This window comes from Candidatus Sulfurimonas baltica, assembly GCF_015265455.1.
GTDB lineage: Bacteria > Campylobacterota > Campylobacteria > Campylobacterales > Sulfurimonadaceae > Sulfurimonas > Sulfurimonas baltica.
Genome location: NZ_CP054492.1, coordinates 1,973,467 through 1,995,948 on the forward strand (window position 1 = coordinate 1,973,467; position 22,482 = coordinate 1,995,948).

The 22,482-nt window shown below is 36.9% G+C and carries 17 protein-coding genes, 1 tRNA gene and 3 rRNA genes; 3 read left to right on the forward strand and 18 right to left on the reverse strand.

Features of this window, described 5'->3' with window-relative positions:
- Nucleotides 1–66: 66 nt before the first annotated feature.
- Nucleotides 67–1,326 carry a glycosyl hydrolase gene (locus HUE88_RS09905; RefSeq protein ID WP_194368604.1) on the forward strand — a complete coding sequence of 420 codons (1,260 nt, stop codon included), beginning with the start codon at nucleotides 67–69 and terminating at the stop codon, nucleotides 1,324–1,326.
- A gap of 7 nt (nucleotides 1,327–1,333) precedes the next feature.
- Complete coding sequence (gene waaF, locus HUE88_RS09910; protein WP_194368606.1) at nucleotides 1,334–2,308, forward strand: lipopolysaccharide heptosyltransferase II; 975 nt, start codon at nucleotides 1,334–1,336, stop codon at nucleotides 2,306–2,308.
- On the opposite strand, the gene HUE88_RS09915 is transcribed toward waaF, so the two are convergent.
- The 3 genes from HUE88_RS09915 to rfaD are packed head-to-tail and all read right to left on the reverse strand — an operon-like array spanning nucleotide 2,309 to nucleotide 5,313.
- Nucleotides 2,309–2,881 carry a YfaZ family outer membrane protein gene (locus HUE88_RS09915; protein WP_194368608.1) on the reverse strand — a complete coding sequence of 191 codons (573 nt, stop codon included), beginning with the start codon at nucleotides 2,879–2,881 and terminating at the stop codon, nucleotides 2,309–2,311. It abuts the gene before it with no gap.
- Entirely contained in the window at nucleotides 2,882–4,306 is a 1,425-nt protein-coding gene (gene rfaE1 / locus HUE88_RS09920; RefSeq protein WP_194368610.1) for a D-glycero-beta-D-manno-heptose-7-phosphate kinase, read from the reverse strand. It lies immediately after the preceding gene.
- Nucleotides 4,306–5,313 carry an ADP-glyceromanno-heptose 6-epimerase gene (gene rfaD / locus HUE88_RS09925; protein WP_194368612.1) on the reverse strand — a complete coding sequence of 336 codons (1,008 nt, stop codon included), beginning with the start codon at nucleotides 5,311–5,313 and terminating at the stop codon, nucleotides 4,306–4,308. The genes rfaE1 and rfaD overlap by 1 nt, the downstream gene beginning before the upstream one ends.
- Nucleotides 5,314–5,432: 119 nt before the next feature.
- On the opposite strand from rfaD, the gene HUE88_RS09930 reads away from it, so the two are divergent.
- Nucleotides 5,433–5,717, forward strand: a complete 285-nt coding sequence (locus HUE88_RS09930; protein WP_194368614.1) for a c-type cytochrome — start codon at nucleotides 5,433–5,435, stop codon at nucleotides 5,715–5,717.
- A 47-nt stretch (nucleotides 5,718–5,764) separates the two neighbouring features.
- Here HUE88_RS09930 and ccoS read toward each other — a convergent pair whose 3' ends face one another.
- The 15 genes from ccoS to HUE88_RS10005 form a co-directional block, all read right to left on the reverse strand.
- A complete protein-coding gene (gene ccoS / locus HUE88_RS09935) occupies nucleotides 5,765–5,980 on the reverse strand; it encodes a cbb3-type cytochrome oxidase assembly protein CcoS (protein ID WP_194368616.1) in 216 nt (71 codons plus the stop codon).
- 2 nt (nucleotides 5,981–5,982) lie between these two features.
- Nucleotides 5,983–8,439, reverse strand: a complete 2,457-nt coding sequence (locus HUE88_RS09940) for a heavy metal translocating P-type ATPase (protein WP_194368618.1) — start codon at nucleotides 8,437–8,439, stop codon at nucleotides 5,983–5,985.
- Nucleotides 8,375–8,860, reverse strand: a complete 486-nt coding sequence (locus HUE88_RS09945; RefSeq protein ID WP_194368620.1) for an asparaginase domain-containing protein — start codon at nucleotides 8,858–8,860, stop codon at nucleotides 8,375–8,377. The genes HUE88_RS09940 and HUE88_RS09945 overlap by 65 nt, the downstream gene beginning before the upstream one ends.
- Nucleotides 8,844–9,368 carry a D-glycero-beta-D-manno-heptose 1,7-bisphosphate 7-phosphatase gene (gmhB, locus tag HUE88_RS09950; protein WP_194368622.1) on the reverse strand — a complete coding sequence of 175 codons (525 nt, stop codon included), beginning with the start codon at nucleotides 9,366–9,368 and terminating at the stop codon, nucleotides 8,844–8,846. The genes HUE88_RS09945 and gmhB overlap by 17 nt, the downstream gene beginning before the upstream one ends.
- Nucleotides 9,369–9,373: 5 nt before the next feature.
- Nucleotides 9,374–9,961 (reverse strand): D-sedoheptulose 7-phosphate isomerase, encoded by a 588-nt coding sequence (gene gmhA / locus HUE88_RS09955; RefSeq protein WP_194368624.1) that lies wholly within the window; start codon nucleotides 9,959–9,961, stop codon nucleotides 9,374–9,376.
- Between the two features lie 220 nt (nucleotides 9,962–10,181).
- A 5S ribosomal RNA gene (gene rrf / locus HUE88_RS09960) occupies nucleotides 10,182–10,297 on the reverse strand.
- A 201-nt stretch (nucleotides 10,298–10,498) separates the two neighbouring features.
- A 23S ribosomal RNA gene (locus tag HUE88_RS09965) occupies nucleotides 10,499–13,392 on the reverse strand.
- A gap of 228 nt (nucleotides 13,393–13,620) precedes the next feature.
- A tRNA-Ala gene (locus HUE88_RS09970) sits at nucleotides 13,621–13,696 on the reverse strand.
- Between the two features lie 118 nt (nucleotides 13,697–13,814).
- Nucleotides 13,815–15,330: ribosomal RNA gene (locus HUE88_RS09975) — 16S ribosomal RNA — on the reverse strand.
- Together the 16S, 23S and 5S rRNA genes with 1 tRNA gene alongside form the textbook arrangement of a ribosomal RNA operon.
- A gap of 433 nt (nucleotides 15,331–15,763) precedes the next feature.
- Nucleotides 15,764–16,462, reverse strand: a complete 699-nt coding sequence (locus HUE88_RS09980) for a pilus assembly FimT family protein (protein WP_194368626.1) — start codon at nucleotides 16,460–16,462, stop codon at nucleotides 15,764–15,766.
- 137 nt (nucleotides 16,463–16,599) lie between these two features.
- Nucleotides 16,600–18,402: a citrate/2-methylcitrate synthase gene (locus HUE88_RS09985; protein ID WP_194368628.1), complete on the reverse strand. Its 1,803-nt coding sequence runs from the start codon at nucleotides 18,400–18,402 to the stop codon at nucleotides 16,600–16,602.
- A gap of 9 nt (nucleotides 18,403–18,411) precedes the next feature.
- Nucleotides 18,412–19,749: an ATP citrate lyase citrate-binding domain-containing protein gene (locus HUE88_RS09990; RefSeq protein WP_194368630.1), complete on the reverse strand. Its 1,338-nt coding sequence runs from the start codon at nucleotides 19,747–19,749 to the stop codon at nucleotides 18,412–18,414.
- An 86-nt stretch (nucleotides 19,750–19,835) separates the two neighbouring features.
- Entirely contained in the window at nucleotides 19,836–20,972 is a 1,137-nt protein-coding gene (locus tag HUE88_RS09995) for a hypothetical protein (protein ID WP_229860065.1), read from the reverse strand.
- Nucleotides 20,973–21,025: 53 nt separating this feature from the next.
- Nucleotides 21,026–21,595: an anthranilate synthase component II gene (locus HUE88_RS10000; RefSeq protein WP_194368634.1), complete on the reverse strand. Its 570-nt coding sequence runs from the start codon at nucleotides 21,593–21,595 to the stop codon at nucleotides 21,026–21,028.
- Between the two features lie 77 nt (nucleotides 21,596–21,672).
- Complete coding sequence (locus tag HUE88_RS10005) at nucleotides 21,673–22,476, reverse strand: ABC transporter permease (RefSeq protein ID WP_194368636.1); 804 nt, start codon at nucleotides 22,474–22,476, stop codon at nucleotides 21,673–21,675.
- Nucleotides 22,477–22,482: the final 6 nt, after the last annotated feature.

The window sequence follows — 22,482 nt, forward strand, 5'->3', positions numbered from 1 at the left end:
CTATAATAATTTTGAAATTATATCCAATTGAACTAAAATTTAAGTAACAGAAGATAAAATACGACAATGAAACAGCCATATAAATGGGATAATTATTCCGATCAGCCTTACCAATTAAAAGACAGAGGCTTTAAAAAGAAAATGAGAAAAAAAGAGTTTTATTCTCTCTTAAAAACTTTTTTTATTTCTATTGTTTTACTGCCATTATCATTAGTTTTAATGCCTTTTGTAAAAAGAAAAAAGATAAACTCAAATGATTTCTTCTGCCTAGGTGTAGATTACCAAAGAGAGCCAAAGCTAACTTTAGAACTTGTTGAAGAGCTAGAAGTCAAAAGGGTTCTAGTCCGCTTGAAACTATGGGAGATGGAGGCATTTCCTGAACTTAAAGAGTTTATAAAAGCTCTTGGAGATAAAAAAATCACATTAAAGATACTCCAGGACAGAGAGCATGTTGAAGATTTAGTGCTTTTAGAAAAAGATTTAGAGACAATTTTTTCTTCACTTAGCCTACATGTAGATATTTTTGAAATCGGGTCAACCATTAACAGAGCAAAATGGGGCTTTTTCAGCGTAGATGAATATAACCGTTTTTTTAAAACTGCATATGATTTAAAAACATCAAAATTTCCAGATGTAAAACTTATCGGCAGCGGTGTTATAGACTTTGAGTATCACTTCACAGCCCATACTCTATTTAACTTATTTAAATATCGCTACGATGGAATTTCCTCGCTGCTTTACGTAGACAGAAGAGGTGCGCCTGAAAATGGACAATTAGGATTTAATCTATCTGATAAAATAGCACTTCTAAGCACAATGGTATGGATTAGTCCAAAAGTGGGTCAAGAACTACATGTAACAGAGACAAACTGGCCTATTTCCGGCACTGCACCATATGCCCCTACTAGTGAACATGAGTGTATTGATGAAGAGCTGTATGCAGATTTTATGCTGCGATACCACCTTTTAGCATTTGCGTCACAACAAGTAGACTCTGTATCTTGGCATCAGCTTATTGCACCTGGTTACGGTCTTATTGACTCTAGAGATTCTATTAAAAAACGTTCAGCATTTACTACTTATAAATTTATGTTATCTAACTTAAAAAATGCGCAGTTTTTAAGGCTGGATATAAAAAGGGATTATTACATTCTTCAGTGTTTGGTAAACGGCACTCTTTTACAGATACACTGGAGTCTTAAGCCCACAACGTTAAAAAATGAAGATTTCTTTACAGTTTACTCGCGTGATGGGGAGATTATAGAAGACAAAACTTTAAATATAGGCTCGTCTGCGCTATATATTTATATTAAAGATGCGGTATAATTTTGGTATGAAAATTTTAATTATTTTACCAAACTGGCTTGGAGATGCCGTTATGGCAACTCCCGCTATTGAGCTTTTAGCATCACATTACCCAAATGCAGACTTTACATTTGTAGGAAGTTATGCTTCAATAGAAGCAATAAAGTATCACCCACTTTGCAAAAAAGCAATAGTTGATAAAACAAAAAAAGCTTCAAGCAGACTTCTTGCAACTTTTAAACTTGCCCGTGAATTAGGGGAGTTTAACTTAGCAATTTCTTTTAGAAACCACTTTTACTCATCTTTGCTTCTTAGATTTACAAATACTGTTGTCTGCATTGCAAAAAAATCTTGGCACTCTATGTTTTTGCTCTCTCATACACCAAGCATATCATCAAATCAGCACCTCTCAAAGCAGTATGCCAAACTAGCTATGACGGACGTAGACAGCTGGGACAACACTACTCCTGAACTTAAGCTCTACATAGAGGCAGAAATTTTCAAAAAACCCACTTTGGGGATAAATGCTGGTGCAACTTACGGGAGTGCAAAAAGATGGTATCCGGAGCGATTTGCAGATGTTGCAAAAGAATTTAGCAACAAGTTTGACATAATAATATTCGGCGGTCCAAATGAAGTTGAAATGGCTAACGAGATTGAGCAAAATTTAAAAGCTTCACATGTAGAAAATTATATAAATTTAGCAGCAAAGACTACAATTAAAGAGCTCTGTGCTAATATTGCCGGATGTTCACTATTTATTACAAATGACAGCGGTCCTATGCATGTAGCAGCTGCTTATCAAGTACCGACTGTTTCTATTTTTGGACCAACAAAGCATAAAGAGACATCACAGTGGATGAATAAAAAAAGCAAAATTGTAAGACATGAGCTGGATTGTGCTCCATGTATGAAAAGAGAGTGTCCTCTTGGACATCATGACTGCATGAAAGGTATTACAGCTTCTGAAGTTATAGAAGCTGTAAAAGAGCTGGATATTTGACTAAAAAGAGAACTTAAAACCTAGATATACTGACTTGTTGTATTCAACATCTCTTACTTTGTAGTTGGTGTCCAATGATCTATAGCCAAGTGTAACACGGCCGTTTTCTATCACCTCAGCATCTAAATTAACACGAAATTCTAAAAAACTATCTCCATCTTCCATACAAAGCACTTCAGAAGCATAGTACAAACTACCACCAAGATAAAATGGAATAACTGTAGCCAACGGCAATTTATAGCTCACCTCTGCACCTAAAGGGACAGATGTGAAATTTTTAGTGTGATTTAGTTTAAATCCTAACCCTAATTTTAGATTATCACTAACATCTTTCATCATCAGAAAATTCAACTCGCCATAATCATCTATACTTCTGGAGTCGCTGTGTCCCTCATCACCATTGAGATATTTTGCACCTAAAAAAATTGTAGCCGGTTCTACATTTTCATTAAACTGACCCATATCAAACTTCACATTAAGTTCGAGATCTGAATTGTTTACATTTATCTCTGCACTGTTCATTGCAAATACAGAAACTGCACCTGCAACTATTAAATTTAATTTTTTAAACATTTAATTTCCTTGAATTTTTTGAATTGTTTTTGTTGTACTTTTTCCATCAACAAAGTCAACTAATCTTAACTCATCAGCAAATTCTGTTCCGATGACATCTTTTCCTTTATAGTCTCCACCCTTTACAAGCACATGCGGTCTAATCATTTCAATCAAATTATGCGGTGTATCTTCTTCAAAGGGGACAACAAAATCGACAGCTTCGAGCGCTGCAAGAATATATGCTCTATCTTCTGCAACATTCACAGGGCGGCTTGGACCTTTTAGTCTTGAAACAGATTCATCTGAATTTAGTCCAACTATCAAAATATCCCCAAAACTTTTAGCAATCTGCAGATACTTTACATGCCCTACATGTAGAATATCAAAACAACCGTTTGTAAATACTACTTTTTTGCCATTATCTCTATATCTCTTTACTATTTTATCAATATCTTCAAAACTTTTAATATGCGCATCAGATCTGCTTTTATGAAGACTTGCCTCGTACTCTTCAATCTCATCAATTGTAACTGTAGCCGAGCCAATTTTTCCTACTACAACACCTGCTGCCAAATTTGAAAAAGCAGCGGTTTGCTCTATATTTTTCCCAACACTTAAAGCAAAAGCTATAGAGGCTATAACAGTATCTCCGGCACCTGTTACATCAAAAACCTCTTTTGCAACAGTTGGAAATATCTTAAGTTCATTTTCATAAGTAGCAATCCCGTCTTCTGAGAGAGTTATAAGTGAGACCTCTAAATTGCACTCTTTCTTAAGCTTCAACAATGCAGCTTCTAATGATGCGTTGTCTTTGATATTAATATTTGTGGCCAACATAGCCTCTTTCTTATTAGGTGTTAAAAGGTAAGCACCGCTATATTTTGAAAAATCACTCCCTTTTGGATCTACTAATACTTTTACACCGGCATCTCTACAAAGTTTTATGATTCCCTTACACAACGCTACAGTTAAAACACCTTTTCCGTAGTCTGATAAAATCACTGTATCAAACTCTGCAATACTCTTTGATAATGAGTCTAAAATTTCTTTTTCACTTGTGCTTGTTATCTCTTCTTTACTCTCGTTATCATATCTAAGTATTTGCTGAGAAACCGCAATAACACGACTCTTTTTAGATGTTTTTCTTCCATCTTGAGTTATAATAGATCTAGTTTCAACACCTATTTCTTTTAACATGTTAAGAAGTTCAGCACCATTATCATCACTCCCTATTACACTGCTAACACTAACTTCTGCACCAAGGGCTTTAAGATTGTTGATAACATTTCCTGCACCGCCTAGAACAGTTGTCTCCTTTGCTATATCTACGACCTGAACTGGTGCTTCAGGAGAGATTCTCTCACAGCTTCCCCACAAATAATGGTCTATCATCAAGTCGCCGACTACAAGTATCTTGGGGGTTGAATTTTTTAGTATCTGCATTATTTAACTTCTTCTTCATATGTTCGTCTGATTTCACTCACATAAGATTTAATCCCATCTTCTAATTCGTACCTTGGCTCATAACCCAAAACTTCTTTTGTTGAACTTATTTCTGCCTCTGTATGAAACTGGTAACTTCCAATAAAAGGGTTGGCAATATATTCACATGTCAAACTTGTTTCAAGCTCTTTTTGCAATATATCAACTATATCTTGAAAACTCCTAGCTTTAGCTGTTCCAACGTTATAAATTCCACTTTTTTTTGTAACCATTGCTTTTACATTTGCCTGAATAATATCTTCAATATATATAAAATCTCTAAGTATCTTATTGCTATTTTCAAAAAGTTTAGGATTTTTGCCTGCTAAAATTTGATGTCCAAACTGCAGAACCATTGAAGCTGTTGTGTTTTTAAAGTACTCTCTTGGACCATATACATTAAAGTATCTAAGCCCGACAATAGAGATATTAGAAGTTTTTATATACTCGCGGCTTAAATTATCCATGCTAAGTTTTGAGAATCCGTAAACATTTTGCGGTGCTTCGCGGCCAACTATTTGCGGCGACTCGGCATTTCCGTAAGTTGCTGCAGATGAGGCATAAATCATATTAGCATTATGTCTCACAGCGAGATTTAGTAAATCTTTGTAAGCATTTACATTTGTCTTTATCATTAGGTCTTGCTCAAGCGCCGTTGTATCTGATATAGCAGCCTCATGAAAGATGTAGTCAAATTTATAGTTACTCTCTAATTCAAGCAGTAAATCCTTGTCATTTATATCTCCGCTGATTACTTCTCCGCTAAAGCCGATTAAGTTCTTAAAATGGCCGAAACTTCTTAAATTGCCATTTGAAAGTGTTTCTCCGCTTCTAAAACTATCAAGGACAACTACTTTAGCGTATGGATGGTTCTTTTGAAAATAAAATGCCAAATTCGAGCCTACAAAGCCAGCCCCGCCAGTTATTAAAATTGTTTTATCTTTTAAAGTATCTTTTATATATTGCACTAACTCTTTCCTTTTTACCCAACTTAATTAATAAAATAATAGCAGATTAACTATTAACAAGTATTTAAGAAAAGAATAACTATAATTTGTCCGAAATTAAAACCTTAAGGAAATAGAAAATGAAAAAAATCGTTGCTTCAATTGTTGCTTTAACTGCAACTACAGCTTTAATGGCTGGTGTAAATGCTGGTGCTTGTCAAGGGTGTCACGGTGGAGACTTTAGCAAAGCTGCTCTAGGTAAATCTAAAAATGTTGCTGAAATGACTCACGCTGATATCGCTACTGCTCTTAAAGGTTACAAAGCTGATACTTACGGTGGAGCAATGAAAGGTCTTATGAAAGGTCAAGTTGCAAAATACTCTGACGCTGATTTAGACGCATTCGCACTAACAATCGGTAAATAATTTACCTGAGTTGCCTATTTTTGGCGACTCAACTTCTACATGTAGGCTTATTCTGGTCTATAATTTTTCTTTAATTCCTCCTTTTTACGCTCTTTTCTCACTGCATCGTTTAGTTCATCTTCTCCATCAAATTTCGCAGCATTTAAAAACTTCTCTTCATCATCGAATTGCCCACTTTTAATTGCCCATAAAAATGCAAACAGAGCAATTGCGCCCAAAAACACAGATGCGCCAAGCATCATAGCTATAACCCAGCTGTCCACAATTAACTCCTATTCCATTTATAGCGAATTCTCAGCGAGTTGCCAACAACGAGAAGTGAACTAACACTCATAGATATTGCGGCAATCAGGGGGATTATATACCCCGCCATTGCCAATGGTATAGTCACGGCATTATACGCAAGTGATATAAATAGATTTTGCTTTATTAGTCTAAATGTAGTACGACTTATTTTAAACGCATCTTCAAGTGATTTGAGTGAATCATCCAATAGCACTACATCACCAACCTCTATAGCTATATCACTGCCACTTCCCATAACTATCCCGATATCTGCTGATGCTAAGGCCAAAATGTCATTAACGCCATCTCCAACCATAACAACAGTTTTACCATTTGCATGAAGCTCTTTTATATATTCTGATTTATTTTGAGGTGTCTGTTCATAAAGAACGGTGTTTATTCCAACTTCATTTGCTATATTATAAGCCACCTTAGCATTATCACCAGTTAGCATTATAATATCAATACCTTTTTGTGTTAAATTTTTTACCAGTTCACATGCTCCAGGTTTTATTTTATCGCTCAATTCAAATATGGCCAATACTTTTTTGTCTACTGCAAAATAAAAAATCGTGTTGTCACTTGAAAACTCTACATCTATTTTATTCTCAATTAGCAGTTTTTTGTTGCCGCCTAGTAATTCAAAGTTTTTATATTTAGCATTAATACCAAGAGAAGATATCTGAGTAAACTCATCAAACACTATATCAATAATATTTTCATCTTCTTTTTTTAAATACTCAAAAATACCATTTGCTACAGGATGATTAGAAGATTTCACCAATGAGTAGAGAAGTTTTTTATCAAAATCCCCATATACATGCTCCTTTATAACTTCTGGCTTTCCAACTGTTATAGTTCCTGTTTTATCTAAAACAAGAGTGTCCGCTTTTGCCATAGTCTCTATCTGAGCAGCCTCTTTAAAAAGTATTCCTCTTGATGCCCCAAGACTTAAACCAACCAATGTTGCAACTGGTGTGGCCAAAGCCAAAGCACATGGACAAGCGATTATAATCACAGAAATACCTACCATAAATGATATCTCAAAGCTGTGCGGCCAAAGCCACCACACAAAAAATGTCAAAAAAGAGAGTGCCAAAATAGCCGACGAAAAATGCTCAGATAATCTGTTTGCCATCTGCTGAATCTTTGGTTTTTTATTTATTGCAGATTCTAAGAGGGAAACTAATGTAAAAAGTGTAGAGTGCTCAAAATCTTTAGTCGCTTTGAAGTGAATATCAGCGTCAATACTTGTTGTACCACTAACGACACTCATTCCTACACTTTTATATACAGGCTCACTCTCCCCTGTCAGATTTGATTCATCAAATGAGCCGTTTCCTTTTATTATCTCGCCATCAAGCAAAACTTTCTCACCGGAAGAGACTATTATAACATCGCCTACATGCACATCATCAAGCTTGCATGTAACAATCTTATCATCCTTTACAATATTTACTTCACTTGGAATCTGTTTAGTAATATTATCTAGAGTATCAGCTGCATTTTTTTTGCTCAATACCTCCAAAAATTTACCAATTAATACAAATGTAATAATCATACTTACTGAATCAAAGTAAGCCTCACCCTCTTGCAAAACAGTTATATAAATAGAGTAAACGTATGTAAGAGCTGCCCCTGTTGCAACTAGCAAGTCCATATTTACAACTTTTGTTTTTAAACCGTAATAAGCGCCTCTAAAAAAGACCCATCCGCTATAAAAGAGGACTGGTGTAGCAAGTAATCCCTCTGCTATATTTAAAATAGTTTTGATATCCTGAGTAATTCCACTAAAATATCCAGCATATTGAGCAACTGCTATCCACATAATATTCATAGAAGCAAAAATAGCAACCGCCATTTTTAAATAGTAAGATTTTCTCTCTTTGTTAGCATATGACTCTTGCGTTGATGAATCATAAGCAAATGCGTTATAACCAATGGATCGTATCATGTCTATAATGGACGAGAGTTTTACAATATCATCTGCCCAAACAATTGTAGCTTTATTGTTTGTGAAGTTAATATTAGCTTCAACAACTCCATCCATCTTATTCAAAGCTTTTTCATTTAGCCATACGCAAGCTGAGCAGTGAATTCCTTCTATGATTAAAGAGACTTCTCTAAACCCATCACTGTTAGTCTTCACAAACCTATCATAAAAAGATGGGCTATTGAAGTTTATTGAGTCTTCAAAATTTTCACGAGGAGGTGTTAGTTTAATATTATTAGATTTTTCATAAAAACTATCTAACCCCTCATCACGTAAAAGATGAAAAACTCCCTGACAACCCCTGCAACAGAAGTAGTTATTAGCATCTTTAATCATAAGAGATTTGTCAAATTCCAAATGACAATGTGAGCAAATAACTTTATTGTACAAGTTCAAATTTTCCAAATTTTCTATTTTTTTCCAATTTTTCCCATGGTTCAACATATCCATTCATGCAGATATAAACTCCATACTCATCTACACCTTTTGCAAATCCAATTGCCATACCAAGATTTAGGCTAGCTTCTACCTGGTCAATTTCAAATGGCTTCATTGATCCTACTAAGACAATTGCTCTATCATCAAATATAGCACCTAAAAACTGAGCAGTTTCTCTCATAGTGTCTGTTCCATGTACAATCACAAAAACATCATCTTTAGATTCCATTATAATATTTGCCAATATTTTTCTGTCATCAATAGTCATATCTAATGAATCTTTATAAACAACACCTGCTAAGTCGTATGAGGACTCTACACTGATAAGTATTCTGTTTATAGCATCATTATCATATGGAACTTCAAGCTCTCCGGTTAGAGAGTTGTATCTTTTATTAAAAGTGCCACCGCTATTTAGTATTAGCATTATATATTTCCTCTAGTTTTGAAACTACTTTTGTAGCTTTAGATTTTTTATTAGTAGCTTTCTCATCAAAAAGATATGTTTCTAAAAGTCCAGCATTTAGTCCGGCTTCAATATCTCTCTCTTTATCCCCAACTATAATAGAGTTTTTCAAATCAATATTAAACTCTTTACTTGCATTAAAAAGCATCCCAGGATGTGGTTTTCTGCAACTGCACTCTCCAGAAATAGTAGGGTGATGTGGACAAAAATAAACTTTTTTTATCTCAATTTTGTTTCTAGCAAACTCTTTAATCATCCATGAAGACAAAATATTAAAATCATCTTCAGTATAATATTTTCTAGCTATCCCAGATTGGTTTGTAACTACTATAATTATATATCCTAAATTTTGATAGTATTTACAAAGGTTAAATATACCATCAATAAATACAAAGTCTTCGATTTTATAAAGATAATTTATTTCAACATTAATAACACCGTCTCGGTCTAAGAATAGAGCTTTTGTCATAAAACTCAGCCTACTCCGTTTCCGAAAGTCTCTTTTTCAATAATATCACATATTATATGTCCTATAAGTATGTGAGCCTCTTGTATTCTTGGGGTAGACTCAGATGGAACAACTAAAGCTATATCAGCAAGTTTTGCCATCTCACCGCCATCTCTGCCAGTTAAAGCGACAGTTGTAATACCTTTTTCTTTTGCACTAATAAAAGCATTAATGATATTTTTTGAATTTCCAGAAGTAGAGATACCAATAAAAATATCGCCTTTTTGCCCCATACCTTCCAATTGGCGTGAAAAAACTTTATCATATCCATAATCATTTCCGATAGCCGTAAGATTGGAAGTATCTGTTGTAAGAGCCAAAGAAGGTATTGAGGGCCTATCAAAACAATATCTGCCAACTAATTCTGCCGCAATGTGTTGTGCATCTGCTGCACTTCCACCATTACCGGCTAAAATTGTTTTTTTATCACCTTTGTATAATTCAACACATAACCTTGAAACCTCTTCAATTTTGTTTAATAAATCTTCATTGTTATAAATATCTTGTTTTGTTTCATAAGATTTTTTTATTTGATCTTTAATATAATTTTTCATACAATTTCCTATTATAATATACAAAATGATAGCACATTATTAATTGTTAAATCGTAAAAGTAATAGTAAAAATAGTAAGTTTAAAAAATATAAAATAGTTTTTGCATAATAAATCAGATATATAGATTATTAAGTAAAAAATTTGATTTAATAAAGATAAATTAGTTTGAAAGTAAGTTAATTAAATGATTGTTAGTAAAGATTAGAAGTAAATTGATCAACTAGGCAGCGACCTACATTTCCACACCTGAAAGATGCAGTATTATCAGCGATGAGAGGCTTAGCTTCTGGGTTCGGAATGGAGCCAGGCGTTTCCCTCTCTCTATAGCCACCTAGACAATCAAGTGTAAAGACATCTAGATGTTCTTACATTTGACTGTTAGAGTCAATTAAAGTGAGTGTTTATACTATTTCTAGTATACATTATTGTTTAAGTCAACATTTTTTCTAAATAACTGTATCAGTACACGGTTCATTAAATAGTGTGTTTACACTAAGTAAGGTAGTGAACGAAGTTGTGTTCTATTCAAAGAACTGTAAAAAAAGACAAACGTACTATTAGTACTGGTCAGCTAAACATATTACTATGCGTACACACCCAGCCTATCAAGCTTGTAGTCTTCAAGCGTACTTCAGGGAACGTTCATCTTGGAGTTGGCTTCCCGCTTAGATGCTTTCAGCGGTTATCTCATCCATGCGTAGCTACCCAGCGATGCTCTTGGCAGAACAACTGGTGCACCAGTGGCATGTCCAACCCGGTCCTCTCGTACTAGGGTCAGCTCTCCTCAACGTTCCTACGCCCACGGAAGATAGGGACCGAACTGTCTCACGACGTTCTGAACCCAGCTCGCGTACCGCTTTAAATGGCGAACAGCCATACCCTTGGGACCTGCTCCAGCCCCAGGATGCGATGAGCCGACATCGAGGTGCCAAACCTCCCCGTCGATGTGAGCTCTTGGGGGAGATCAGCCTGTTATCCCCGGCGTACCTTTTATCCTTTGAGCGATGGCCCTTCCACACAGAACCACCGGATCACTATGACCGTCTTTCGACTCTGCTCGACTTGTATGTCTCACAGTCAGTCCGGCTTGTGCCATTATACTCTACGGTGGATTTCCAACCCACCTGAGCCGAACTTTGTAAGCCTCCGTTACTTTTTAGGAGGCGACCGCCCCAGTCAAACTACCCACCAGACATTGTCCTCGCACAAGATAATTGTACCGAGTTAGCTATCAGAATATTCAAGGGTGGTATCTCAAGGATGCCTCATCATAAACTGGCGTCTATGAATCAAAGGCTCCCACCTATCCTGCACGTGAATATCCCAATAGCAGTGTCAAGCTATAGTAAAGGTGCACGGGGTCTTTCCGTCTTTCCGCGGGTAGGAGGAATTTTCACCTCCACTACAATTTCACTGGATCCATTGTTGAGACAGCTCCCATCTCGTTACGCCATTCATGCAGGTCGGTATTTAACCGACAAGGAATTTCGCTACCTTAGGACCGTTATAGTTACGGCCGCCGTTTACTTGTGCTTCATTTCAATGCTTCGCAGAGCTAACAAATCCATTTAACATTCAAGCACCGGGCAGGCGTCACACCCTATACATCCTCTTACGAGTTAGCAGAGTGCTGTGTTTTTGGTAAACAGTCGGGAGGGACACTTTGCTGCGACCCGTCAATGCTTTGGAGAGTAAATCTCCTAACAAATAGGGCACACCTTATACCGAAGATACGGTGCTAGTTTGCAGAGTTCCTTAACAATGGTTCATCCACGCGCCTTAGAATACTCATCTCACCCACCTGTGTTGGTTTACGGTACGGGCAACGGTTGTTCTCGTTTAGAGGCTTTTCTCGGCACGACAGTATCATCGATTCTCCGCGCTGGCCGAAGCCATTGCAGAGCCTGTAAGATCTCGGTCGAATGACAAACGGATTTTCCTATTTGTCGACCTACGTCCTTCGACCCACTATTCCATCAGTGAGCTCGATTAACTCTATGCGTCCCCCCATCACTCAAACGAACAACCGTCGGTATCGGAATATTAACCGATTTGCCATCGTCTACCCCTTTCGGACTCGACTTAGGTCCCGACTAACCCTACGATGACGAGCATCGCGTAGGAAACCTTGGGTTTACGGCGAAGAAGATTCTCACTTCTTTTCTCGCTACTCATGCCTGCATGCTCACTTCCATCCGCTCCAGCACTCCTTACCGGTGTACCTTCAACGCTGAATGGAACGCTCTCCTACCACTCATAGTAAACTATGAATCTAGAGCTTCGGTGCTTGTCTTAGCCCCGTTATATTTTCGGCGCAAAATCGCTAGACCAGTGAGCTGTTACGCTTTCTTTAAAGGGTGGCTGCTTCTAAGCCAACCTCCTGGTTGTCACAGCAACTTCACATCCTTTTCCACTTAGACAAGACTTTGGGACCTTAGCTGCTAGTCTGGGTTGTTCCCCTCTCGACGATGGATTTTATCACCCACCGCCTGACTCCCGAGGTTACACATGAAGTATTCGGAGTTTGATAGGGTTTGGTACCGCGGTAAGCAGCCCTAGCCCTGTCAGTGCTCTACCCCTTCATGCTAATGCTCGAGGCTATACCTAAATATATTTCGGAGAGAACCAGCTATCACTGAGTTTGATTGGCCTTTCACCCCTATCCACAAGTCATCCCAAAAGTTTTCAACCTTTACGGGTTCGGTCCTCCACTGGCTCTTACACCAGCTTCAACCTGCTCATGGATAGATCACTCAGTTTCGGGTCTGCAGCATCTGACTAATTCGCCCTATTAAGACTCGCTTTCGCTACGGCTTCTCGTTTGATTAACCTTGCCAGATACCACAACTCGCAGGCTCATTATGCAAAAGGCAGTCCGTCACACTTGTCTTACGACAATAGTGCTCCGAATGATTGTAAGCCATAGGTTTCAGGTTCTATTTCACTCCGCTCACCGCGGTCCTTTTCACCTTTCCCTCACGGTACTTGTTCGCTATCGGTCTAGTAGTAGTATTTAGGGTTGGAGGGTGGTCCCCCCATATTCAGTCAAGATAACACGTGTCCCGACCTACTCGTTCCTTAGTCTAGTACCATATAAATGTTTTCGCTTACGGGGATATCACCCTCTATGTCCACTCTTTCCAAAGTGTTCGGCTAACAAATATATTATCACTAAGTGCCCTAATCCCATTTCGCTCGCCGCTACTATGGGAATCTCGTTTGATTTCTTTTCCTTCAGGTACTGAGATGTTTCACTTCCCTGAGTTCGCCCCCCGTAGGGTAACATGACTCGCGCCATGCTGGGTCGCCCCATTCAGAAATCCCCGGATCAAAGCTCTTTGGCAGCTCCCCGAGGCTTATCGCAGCCTAATACGTCTTTCATCGCCTCTACTAGCCAAGGCATCCACCTATGGCCCTTAATATCTTTTTTTCTAATTTGCGTTCACTACCTTACTTAATGTATCTCTACTTAAAGCAAGTCAGTGTACTGTTGATTGTAGTTATTTAGTTAATATAATTAATAATTGAATAAATTCTTTTATCTTTTATATATGTTGACTTTGACAATAATAATTTAATGAACGATAGACTTTGAAGTCTAATCTAAACTCTCTGTTAAGAACTTAGATTAAGCTTTTTCTATTAATAAATGATGAAATGGTGGAGAATAGCGGGATCGAACCGCTGACCTCCTGCGTGCAAGGCAGGCGCTCTCCCAGCTGAGCTAATTCCCCATTTCAAATGAACACAGATCACTGAAAACTAAGCAAGCAAACAAACTAATAACTAATATTATCTCTCGTGAGATTTTCTTTGTATGTCAATTCAAATGAATGATTGACTTTACTCTAGAAAGGAGGTGATCCAACCGCAGGTTCTCCTACGGTTACCTTGTTACGACTTCACCCCAGTCGCTAATTCCACCGTAAGTGGTAGCCCCCCGAAGGTTAGCTTCCCAATTTCGGGTGAAATCAACTCCCATGGTGTGACGGGCGGTGAGTACAAGACCCGGGAACGTATTCACCGTAGCATTGCTGATCTACGATTACTAGTGATTCCAGCTTCATGAAGTCGAGTTGCAGACTTCAATCCGAACTGAGAGACGCTTTGTGAGATTGGCTCCACCTCGCGGTATTGCAACTCTCTGTACGCCCCATTGTAGCACGTGTGTAGCCCTAGCCATAAGGGCCATGATGACTTGACGTCGTCCTCACCTTCCTCCTCCTTGCGAAGGCAGTCTCCCTAGAGTGCCCAGCTTAACCTGCTGGCAACTAAGGACGAGGGTTGCGCTCGTTGCGGGACTTAACCCAACATCTCACGACACGAGCTGACGACAGCCGTGCAGCACCTGTTTTCAAGTTCCCCGAAGGGCACCACTCCATCTCTGGTGTGTTCTATCAATGTCAAGGCTAGGTAAGGTTCTTCGCGTATCTTCGAATTAAACCACATGCTCCACCACTTGTGCGGGTCCCCGTCTATTCCTTTGAGTTTTAATCTTGCGACCGTACTCCCCAGGCGGAACACTTAATCTGTTAAGTGCATCACCGAGATGACAAGCATCCCGACGACTAGTGTTCATCGTTTAGGGCGTGGACTACCGGGGTATCTAATCCCGTTTGCTCCCCACGCTTTCACGCCTTAGCGTCAGTAATGTTCCAGGAGATCGCCTTCGCTTTAGGTATTCCTAGTGATATCTACGGATTTTACCCCTACACCACTAATTCCATCTCCCCCTCCCATACTCTAGGTTGGAAGTTTCAAGTGCAGTTCTACAGTTAAGCTGTAGGATTTCACACCTGACTTTCCAACCCGCCTACGCGTCCTTTACGCCCAGTGATTCCGAGTAACGCTTGCACCCTCCGTATTACCGCGGCTGCTGGCACGGAGTTAGCCGGTGCTTATTCATGAGCTACCGTCATTTTCTTGACTCATAAAAGGAGTTTACACACCGAAATGCGTCATCCTCCACGCGGCGTTGCTGCATCAGGGTTTCCCCCATTGTGCAATATTCCTCACTGCTGCCTCCCGTAGGAGTCTGGTCCGTGTCTCAGTACCAGTGTGGCGGATCATCCTCTCAAACCCGCTACCCGTCATTGCCTTGGTGAGCTCTTACCTCACCAACAAACTGATGGGATATAGTCTGATCTTCAAGCGAAAAAACGTTTCCCAACTCTACTTAAGTAGAGAAGGTATATCCAGTATTAATCATCGTTTCCAATGGCTATCCCGGTCTTGAAGGTACATTAACTATATATTACTCACCCGTGCGCCACTAATCAGAAGAGCAAGCTCTTCTTCATCGTTCGACTTGCATGTGTTAAGCACGCCGCCAGCGTTCACTCTGAGCCAGGATCAAACTCTCCATAATTAATTATGTAAAGAACACATTGCTGTGCATTACTGATCATTGCCCAAGATTATTAAATCATTGGCTTTGTTGCCACTCGCTATAAATAGCTAGTGGACTTTTTTGTATAGTATCTATTTCTATTGGGTATCTATATTGCTATAGACCAAATAGAATAGACGGTTGTTGTTATATTAGTTATTTCTAAGTAAACTTATAGTGACTAACTAACTAATTCGTTATTAGTTATTTCGTCTGTTTACTTGCTTAGTTTTCAATGATCTCAAACATATTCAAAAGCTTCTACTCGAAGTCTCTCTAGGCCTTAACTTAAGGTCTCATTGTTTGTGGATGGGAATTATAGGAGATTATTTATTCAATGTCAAGGCTTTTTTAAAAGAATTTAAAAAGTTTTTCTGGAGTGTTTAGTTTTGGTGTTTAAATATATTAGTTATTATAATATATGAGCATATCCTGTTTCAGGTTCTATTGCGATAACTATCTCGTTGTTATTATTTGCTGTTGCATTACTGCCTGTACAAGTTTCGATACATAACTTAATATTTATCGTTGATATTGCCAACCTATGTTGAGGACTATTTATAACAGACGCTACCCCAGAATCAGTATTTCCTCGATATGGTCTTCCTAAACTATCAAATATTACACCATTTGAAGTAGAACCTGTTGACCCTCCAGAAACTACAAAATCTTGAATACTATACTTATTACCAATATCAAGTAAATTAGTTAACCTCTCAGAACTATCATTTGCAAAATTATTATCTTCTGTACCTATCAAAAAATTTCTATTATTTAGAGGATTGACTGCTACTTCAGAATTACTATATACAAGGTCTGAGTCTGGATTACCATTATATGCACCTTGACGTTCAGAAAATATCATGTATGATATAGTTCCATTTGCATTAGAAAATGATATCTGCCATCGTCCCAAATACCACTGATTATTTACAACATCAAACTTATCATCAACCATAGCAAGGTGTTGTGTGTATCTAATATGTGAAATAACCTGAGTAGCTGCTTCGCTTAGTGAATTTGATTGAGTTCTTGGAATTGCAACCGCTGCCAAAATACCAACAACAACAATAACCATTACCAATTCCAACATAGTAAATGCTTTTTTCATATATAGTCCATTAAATATATTTATTACAAGTATATCAAAAAGATTTAAAAATTAAAACTGATGTATAAAAAAGTGCTAGATTAGGAGGAGATTGAAGTTTTCAAGGAGAGAGTTCTCCTTGAATTTAGAAAATTATATTATATTTTTTCTGCCATTTGAACATCGTAAAGAATGTCAGACATTGGGTGTCTGTACATTGGCATTGCAAGACGTTTTTCATCTAGTACGTGACCGATAAAACCGATTGTACGACCTAAAATAAAGAATGAGTTAAGAGTACCTGATTCAATAAATTCATTGATTTCAGCTTCATCATAACCAAGTGCTCTCCACATGTCTACCATTAAGATACCAATTGTACCATCAACATTAAGAATAAGATTCTCTTTTTTAGATGTAGTCAATTGCTCAACAGTTAATGCGTAGTCAAGTAAAGGTGTTGATGGAAAATACTCACGAGCAAATTTCTTAAGACCTTCAACACGTAAGTCTGGGTTTTTAAGAGATTTAATTCTATGTCCAATACCTGGAATTGGAACACCTTCACCTTTCATGTAGTTCAAGAATGCTTTAGGATCCATATTGTTATCATCAGCATGTTTGAAATACTTAGCAGCGCCATCTATAGCACCACCAAATCTTGGACCGATAGTTAAAAGACCAGTTACAAGTGACTCAACAACTGATTTTCCTGCACGAGCTGTTACTTTTGCATTATGAGCACCAGAAACAGCAGGACCGTGGTCAGCAACAGTTTTGATTACTGTTTCAATAAACTCAGTAGCCCATTTTGGATACTGTTTTTTGAACCATAATAGTGATACAACATCACCGATACCTTTACCAGTATCAGGAGTAGCAACAGAAGAGATTGGGAAACCTGCATATGTTGCTTCGTCGCCTCTATCATCAGAAATCGTACAAATAAACTCTTTAGACTTTCTAACGCTAGGACAAAGACTCATTTCAGGTTCAGGGATGTCAGCAAGTTTCAAGTCATTAAATACTTTATTAATCATAATTGGTAAATCATTAAATGATGCTGGTACATGTATACCAACTTCAGCCATTGCTCTGTTTTTATATTCAGCTGTTTCCATTTCGCCATTTGCAGATGCACCTGCGTGACCAAACTGAACACCACTATCGTAGTATTTAGCAATTGTACCTATACACCAAGCAATAACCGGTTTCTTGATTTTGCCTTCTTTTATAGCTTCAATTACCTTATACTCTTCCGTACCGCCAACTTCACCAAGTAGAATCATATATTTTACTGCTGGATTTTTTTCCATTCTTAACATGTTGTCAATAAATACAGATCCAACAAATCTATCCCCACCAATAGCAACACCCTCAGCAATACCGTCAGCATTTATAGAGATAATGTTAGAAAGTTCATTAAATAAACCTCCTGAACGCGTTACAAGTCCACATGAACCTGCACGGTGAAGTTTTGATTGAACAATATTTTCAATTGTTCCACCAATATTTGCAATTTTAAATGCACCTGGAGCGATTGCACCAACAGTAGCCGGCCCAATAACAATAACATTTTGCTCACGAGCAAATTCATTCATTTTACGAGCTAGTCTCTCAGGGATACCTTCAGCTGTAATCATAATTGAGCTGAATCCGCCAATATTTAAAGCTTCCATAGTTACTTCATAAGCAGTTCTAAAAGATGCAAAATTTAAAAGTACATCAGCTTGAGGCTGAGCAGCTTTTGCAGCAGCTGTAGTTTTATAAAGCGGCACCATGATTTCATCCGGTCCATAAAAAAACTTCTCAAATTTATTCCCGCTTGTAGGAGCTACTATAGCAGCTACCGAAGGAGTTTTTCTTTGAATTGTGTAATCGTAATCCAACATTCTTTGAATTGCCGTAGTGTTGTTATTCCAAAAAATTGCTTGTGTATTTTTAGTAAATAGTTGTACCATATTTTCCCCTTACTTCGCTAATGCCATACGCACGATATCTGTAACGTGAGTTTCTGGACCATATACTTCTATATAAAGGCCAAGTCTGTCAGCAGCCTCTTTAATATCTTTTAGACCTTTTTCATAATTTGGTCCACCACGGCGAACATAAATTTTTGTATTATGCTCTCTCATTTTTTCTGCGTATGTTTCAAATGACTGAATAATACCAGTAAAAGTTTTTGCAACATCTGTAAAGTTTGCAATAGCTCCACCAATTATAAGTATTTTATCTTTGCCTTGAGGGTCTTTATGTCTTGTCATCAAGTCAATTAAAGTATCTGCATAAAACTTAGTCTCACTTGTAGTTGGACCACCAGAATATTCACCATAATTTGCTAAGTCATCAATACCAGCTAAATCAGCGATAGTATCAGCATATACAACTGAAGCACCACCACCGGCAACCATTGTCCAAATTCTAGCTTCTGGCTTAAGTATTGTAAGTTTCAGTGAAGCACCAGATTTACTATCAGCATCTTCAATAGCTAAAACTTCAGGAGATTTTTCTTCCATACCAAATGAAGTTGGATAATCTACGTCACCCCACTCATCTACCATCATAAATCCAGCAGTATCATCTAATTTTGCAACCATATCTAATAACTCAATTTTATTGCCTTGCATTACAAAAGGGTTAATCTCCAAATATGCAAAATTTAACTCTCTGTACGCTCTGAAAAAACCAATCGCAAACTCTGCAAACTTAGCTTTGTCAGCAGCTGCTACATCTGTAGGAATATGTGCTTTAATTTTGTTGGCAATTTGCTCTTCAGTATCAGTAATAGCAAAAGCTACTTCAGTAACTTTCTCATCCCAACCCTCTTCAACTTCCATACCACCTTCGGCTGACATGTAAAGCATATCATAGTCACCAACACATGTAGCAGAGATATAATACTCTTCTTCTTGAGCGTGAGGAGTGAATGGCTCAACTACAAAGTGTGTCAACATATCTGTTTTAGCTTCACCTGATGGAGTATCACCATCAAATGAAAAATATACTGTTTGCTCAGAAGATGATTTCTCATTAATCCAGCTAGTAGCTTTTGCTAAAGAAACATCACCTGGTTTAGCATCTTTAAAAAGTACTAGACCATTCTTACCTCTTTTTCCAAACAACATATCCGGCTTAGCAACAAGTGCTTTTTCTTTTAACCAAGATTTACTCTTTGCGGCCTCTGTTAATTCTGATCCGTTTTGAACCATTACAGTTTCATAAGCATAAGTAAAATTTGGAAAATACTTATTCCAATGTTTTGCTAAAATTGATTTTGCGTCAAATTCTCTAATCGATTTTTGAGCCATTGCAACTCCCTATTTTTAATTTACGAAATTTTATCATATTGTTAATTAACTAAGTACCCTTTAGAGAGTTCTAATATAAAATATATTTAATTTATGTTTACTTTGGTAACAAATGCCGAATACACAACTCTATTTTTGTAACTTATCGTTACACTATTGTCCTTCAATGAGTCAAAAGCGTTTTCTTCTAGCTTGTTATTGTTGCATTTGGTTACACCGTAAAATTTTAATCTTTTTGACATCCTCATATCTGTACTAACACAAAATATACCTCTGTTTTTTAATTCACTTGCTAACTCTTTTGCAACATGCATCTTGTAAGAAAAATGTTTTTCAGGGTTTTCGATTATATGATATAAATATTGATTAAATAACACTGCAGAACTATTTATTAATAATAATGCCAGTGAAACAATAAAGATAACTCTATAACTTTTTCTAAACTTATTTAATCTAACTCTATAAGAGTGTTCAAAAGTCTGCGCTATCAAAGGAAGAGCCAATATAAGGTATGGAGCGAATTCTTCTATGTTAACTCTTTGTCTAAATGAAAGCAACAGAGACACTATAAATGCAACTGAAGACATAAACCACAATAGCTCAATATCTTTAGTTAAGTACCTTTTATATAATACGTAAAATATATACACAAAAATAATAGGGGTAAAAATTGCAGCATATATGCCGATTGAATCTAGTATATGTCCACTTGGAGAACCATGCACATCTATTCCGTAAAACAAGAAAGAGAGTGAAAATAGCACTAAATTATAAATAAAAAAAACATTATCTTTTTTATATAGCGAATACACTGCTAAAGATAAAAACAGATATACAAAACCACTACTGACAAACAAGTAACTGCCTAATAAAAAGTAGATAAATTTGGACGAATAGTTTTCATAAGCATATACAAACAAAAGCAATCCAAATAATATCAAGCCAGCTTCATCAACAATAATAGCAGAACTTATGACTCCTGGTAATAAAACAAATATTAGTATAAGCCAAATTCTATTTCTTTGAATTTTTACATATTTTTTAGATATTAGATACATCAGTATTGTGCTTAGTATATGGAGGGTAATCATAGGAAGCCGTAAGGCAAAGTCATTTTGTCCAAAAAAATAAATAGAAGCTTTCACAATTGATTGCAAAAATGAAAATTCACCATAAAGAAGTGATACTTCGTAATATGATGCAGACAATTCTACCGTTTGCAAAATAAGTATAAATGCATCTAATCCTAATATTAAGAATAAGATGTATCGAATATTCATATTTTTAAAAAGTTTCCAATAATTTCGTGCCCAAACTGACTCATAATAGACTCAGGATGAAACTGAACACCGTAAATTTCTCTATCTTTAACTTTTAAAGCCATTATTTCATTATCATCAGTGCTGTATGCCGTTGGCTCAATATCACTTGGAAGTGAATCTTTTTCCACAATGAGGGAGTGATATCTTGTTGCAATAAACTCTTGAGGTATATCTTTAAATATCCTACATGTAGAGCTCTGTTTCATGACGGATGTCTTTCCGTGCATCATATTTTTAGCTCTAACAACATTTGCTCCAAACACTTGCGCAATACTTTGATGACCTAAACAAATGCCAAGTATTGGCAATTTATCTTTAAAGTGCTCAATAACTTTTAGTGTAACACCTGCCTCATCTGGGGAGGCAGGTCCTGGAGAGATAATAATCTTCTCCGGGTTAAGTGCTTCTATCTCTTGAACACTCATTTCATCATTTCTAATAATTTTCAAATCAGCACCCAATTCCCTGCAGTACTGAACAATATTATATGTAAAACTATCATAATTATCTATCATTAAAATCATATTTATTTTTATCCTCTGTCAAAAGACTGTTTGCGCGTATTATATCATTTTCAAAATAGATACCGCTTTAATCAATATCAGTTTTGAATCTGCTTTTTATTAGTTAATTGCTGTAGATAGTTTGAAATATTTATTAGTGAAAACGTTACTAAAAAAATCATAAGTCCAGGAAAAAAACTAACCCACCAGGCAATCTCTACAACATCTTTTCCACCGCTTAAAATTGTTCCCCAGCTCATCTGTGGGGCAACAATCCCTAAGCCCAAGAAACTAAGACCAGACTCTGCCAATATTGCACCGCCAACACCAAAGGTAAAACTAACAAAATATATAGGAGCCAAAATAGGGGCGTAATATTTAAATAAAATTTTCAATTTACCAACTTTAGCAATGTTTAGTATCTTTATATATGGCTGTGATGTTATTTTGAAACTCTCTGAACGAATCAATCTTGCCGTGGTCATCCAGCCTGTAATTGATATAATTACAATTAGCACCCATGCAGAAGCATTTACGTAACTAACTAATGCCAAAAGAAGAAAAAAAGTTGGAAATGTCAAAAACAGATCAACCAAAACTATAAAGCCTTTGTCAACCGCTCCTCTAAAGTATCCAGCCATAGAACCAAAAACCAAACCTGCAACAGAGGCAATAAAAGCACTTCCAACACCGATAGTAAGTGAAATTTTCCCACCCTCCATCAATCTTGCCAAGATATCTCTTCCTAATCTATCTGTACCTAATAAGTTTTCCATAGAAGGAGGAAGTAATATAGATTTACTATCTAAATTATAAGCATCTATACCATAAAAAAATGAGCCTAAAAAAGAAAAAAGAAAGACAAAAAGAAGAATAAAAACACTAAACTTTGGAAAATTCATATAACA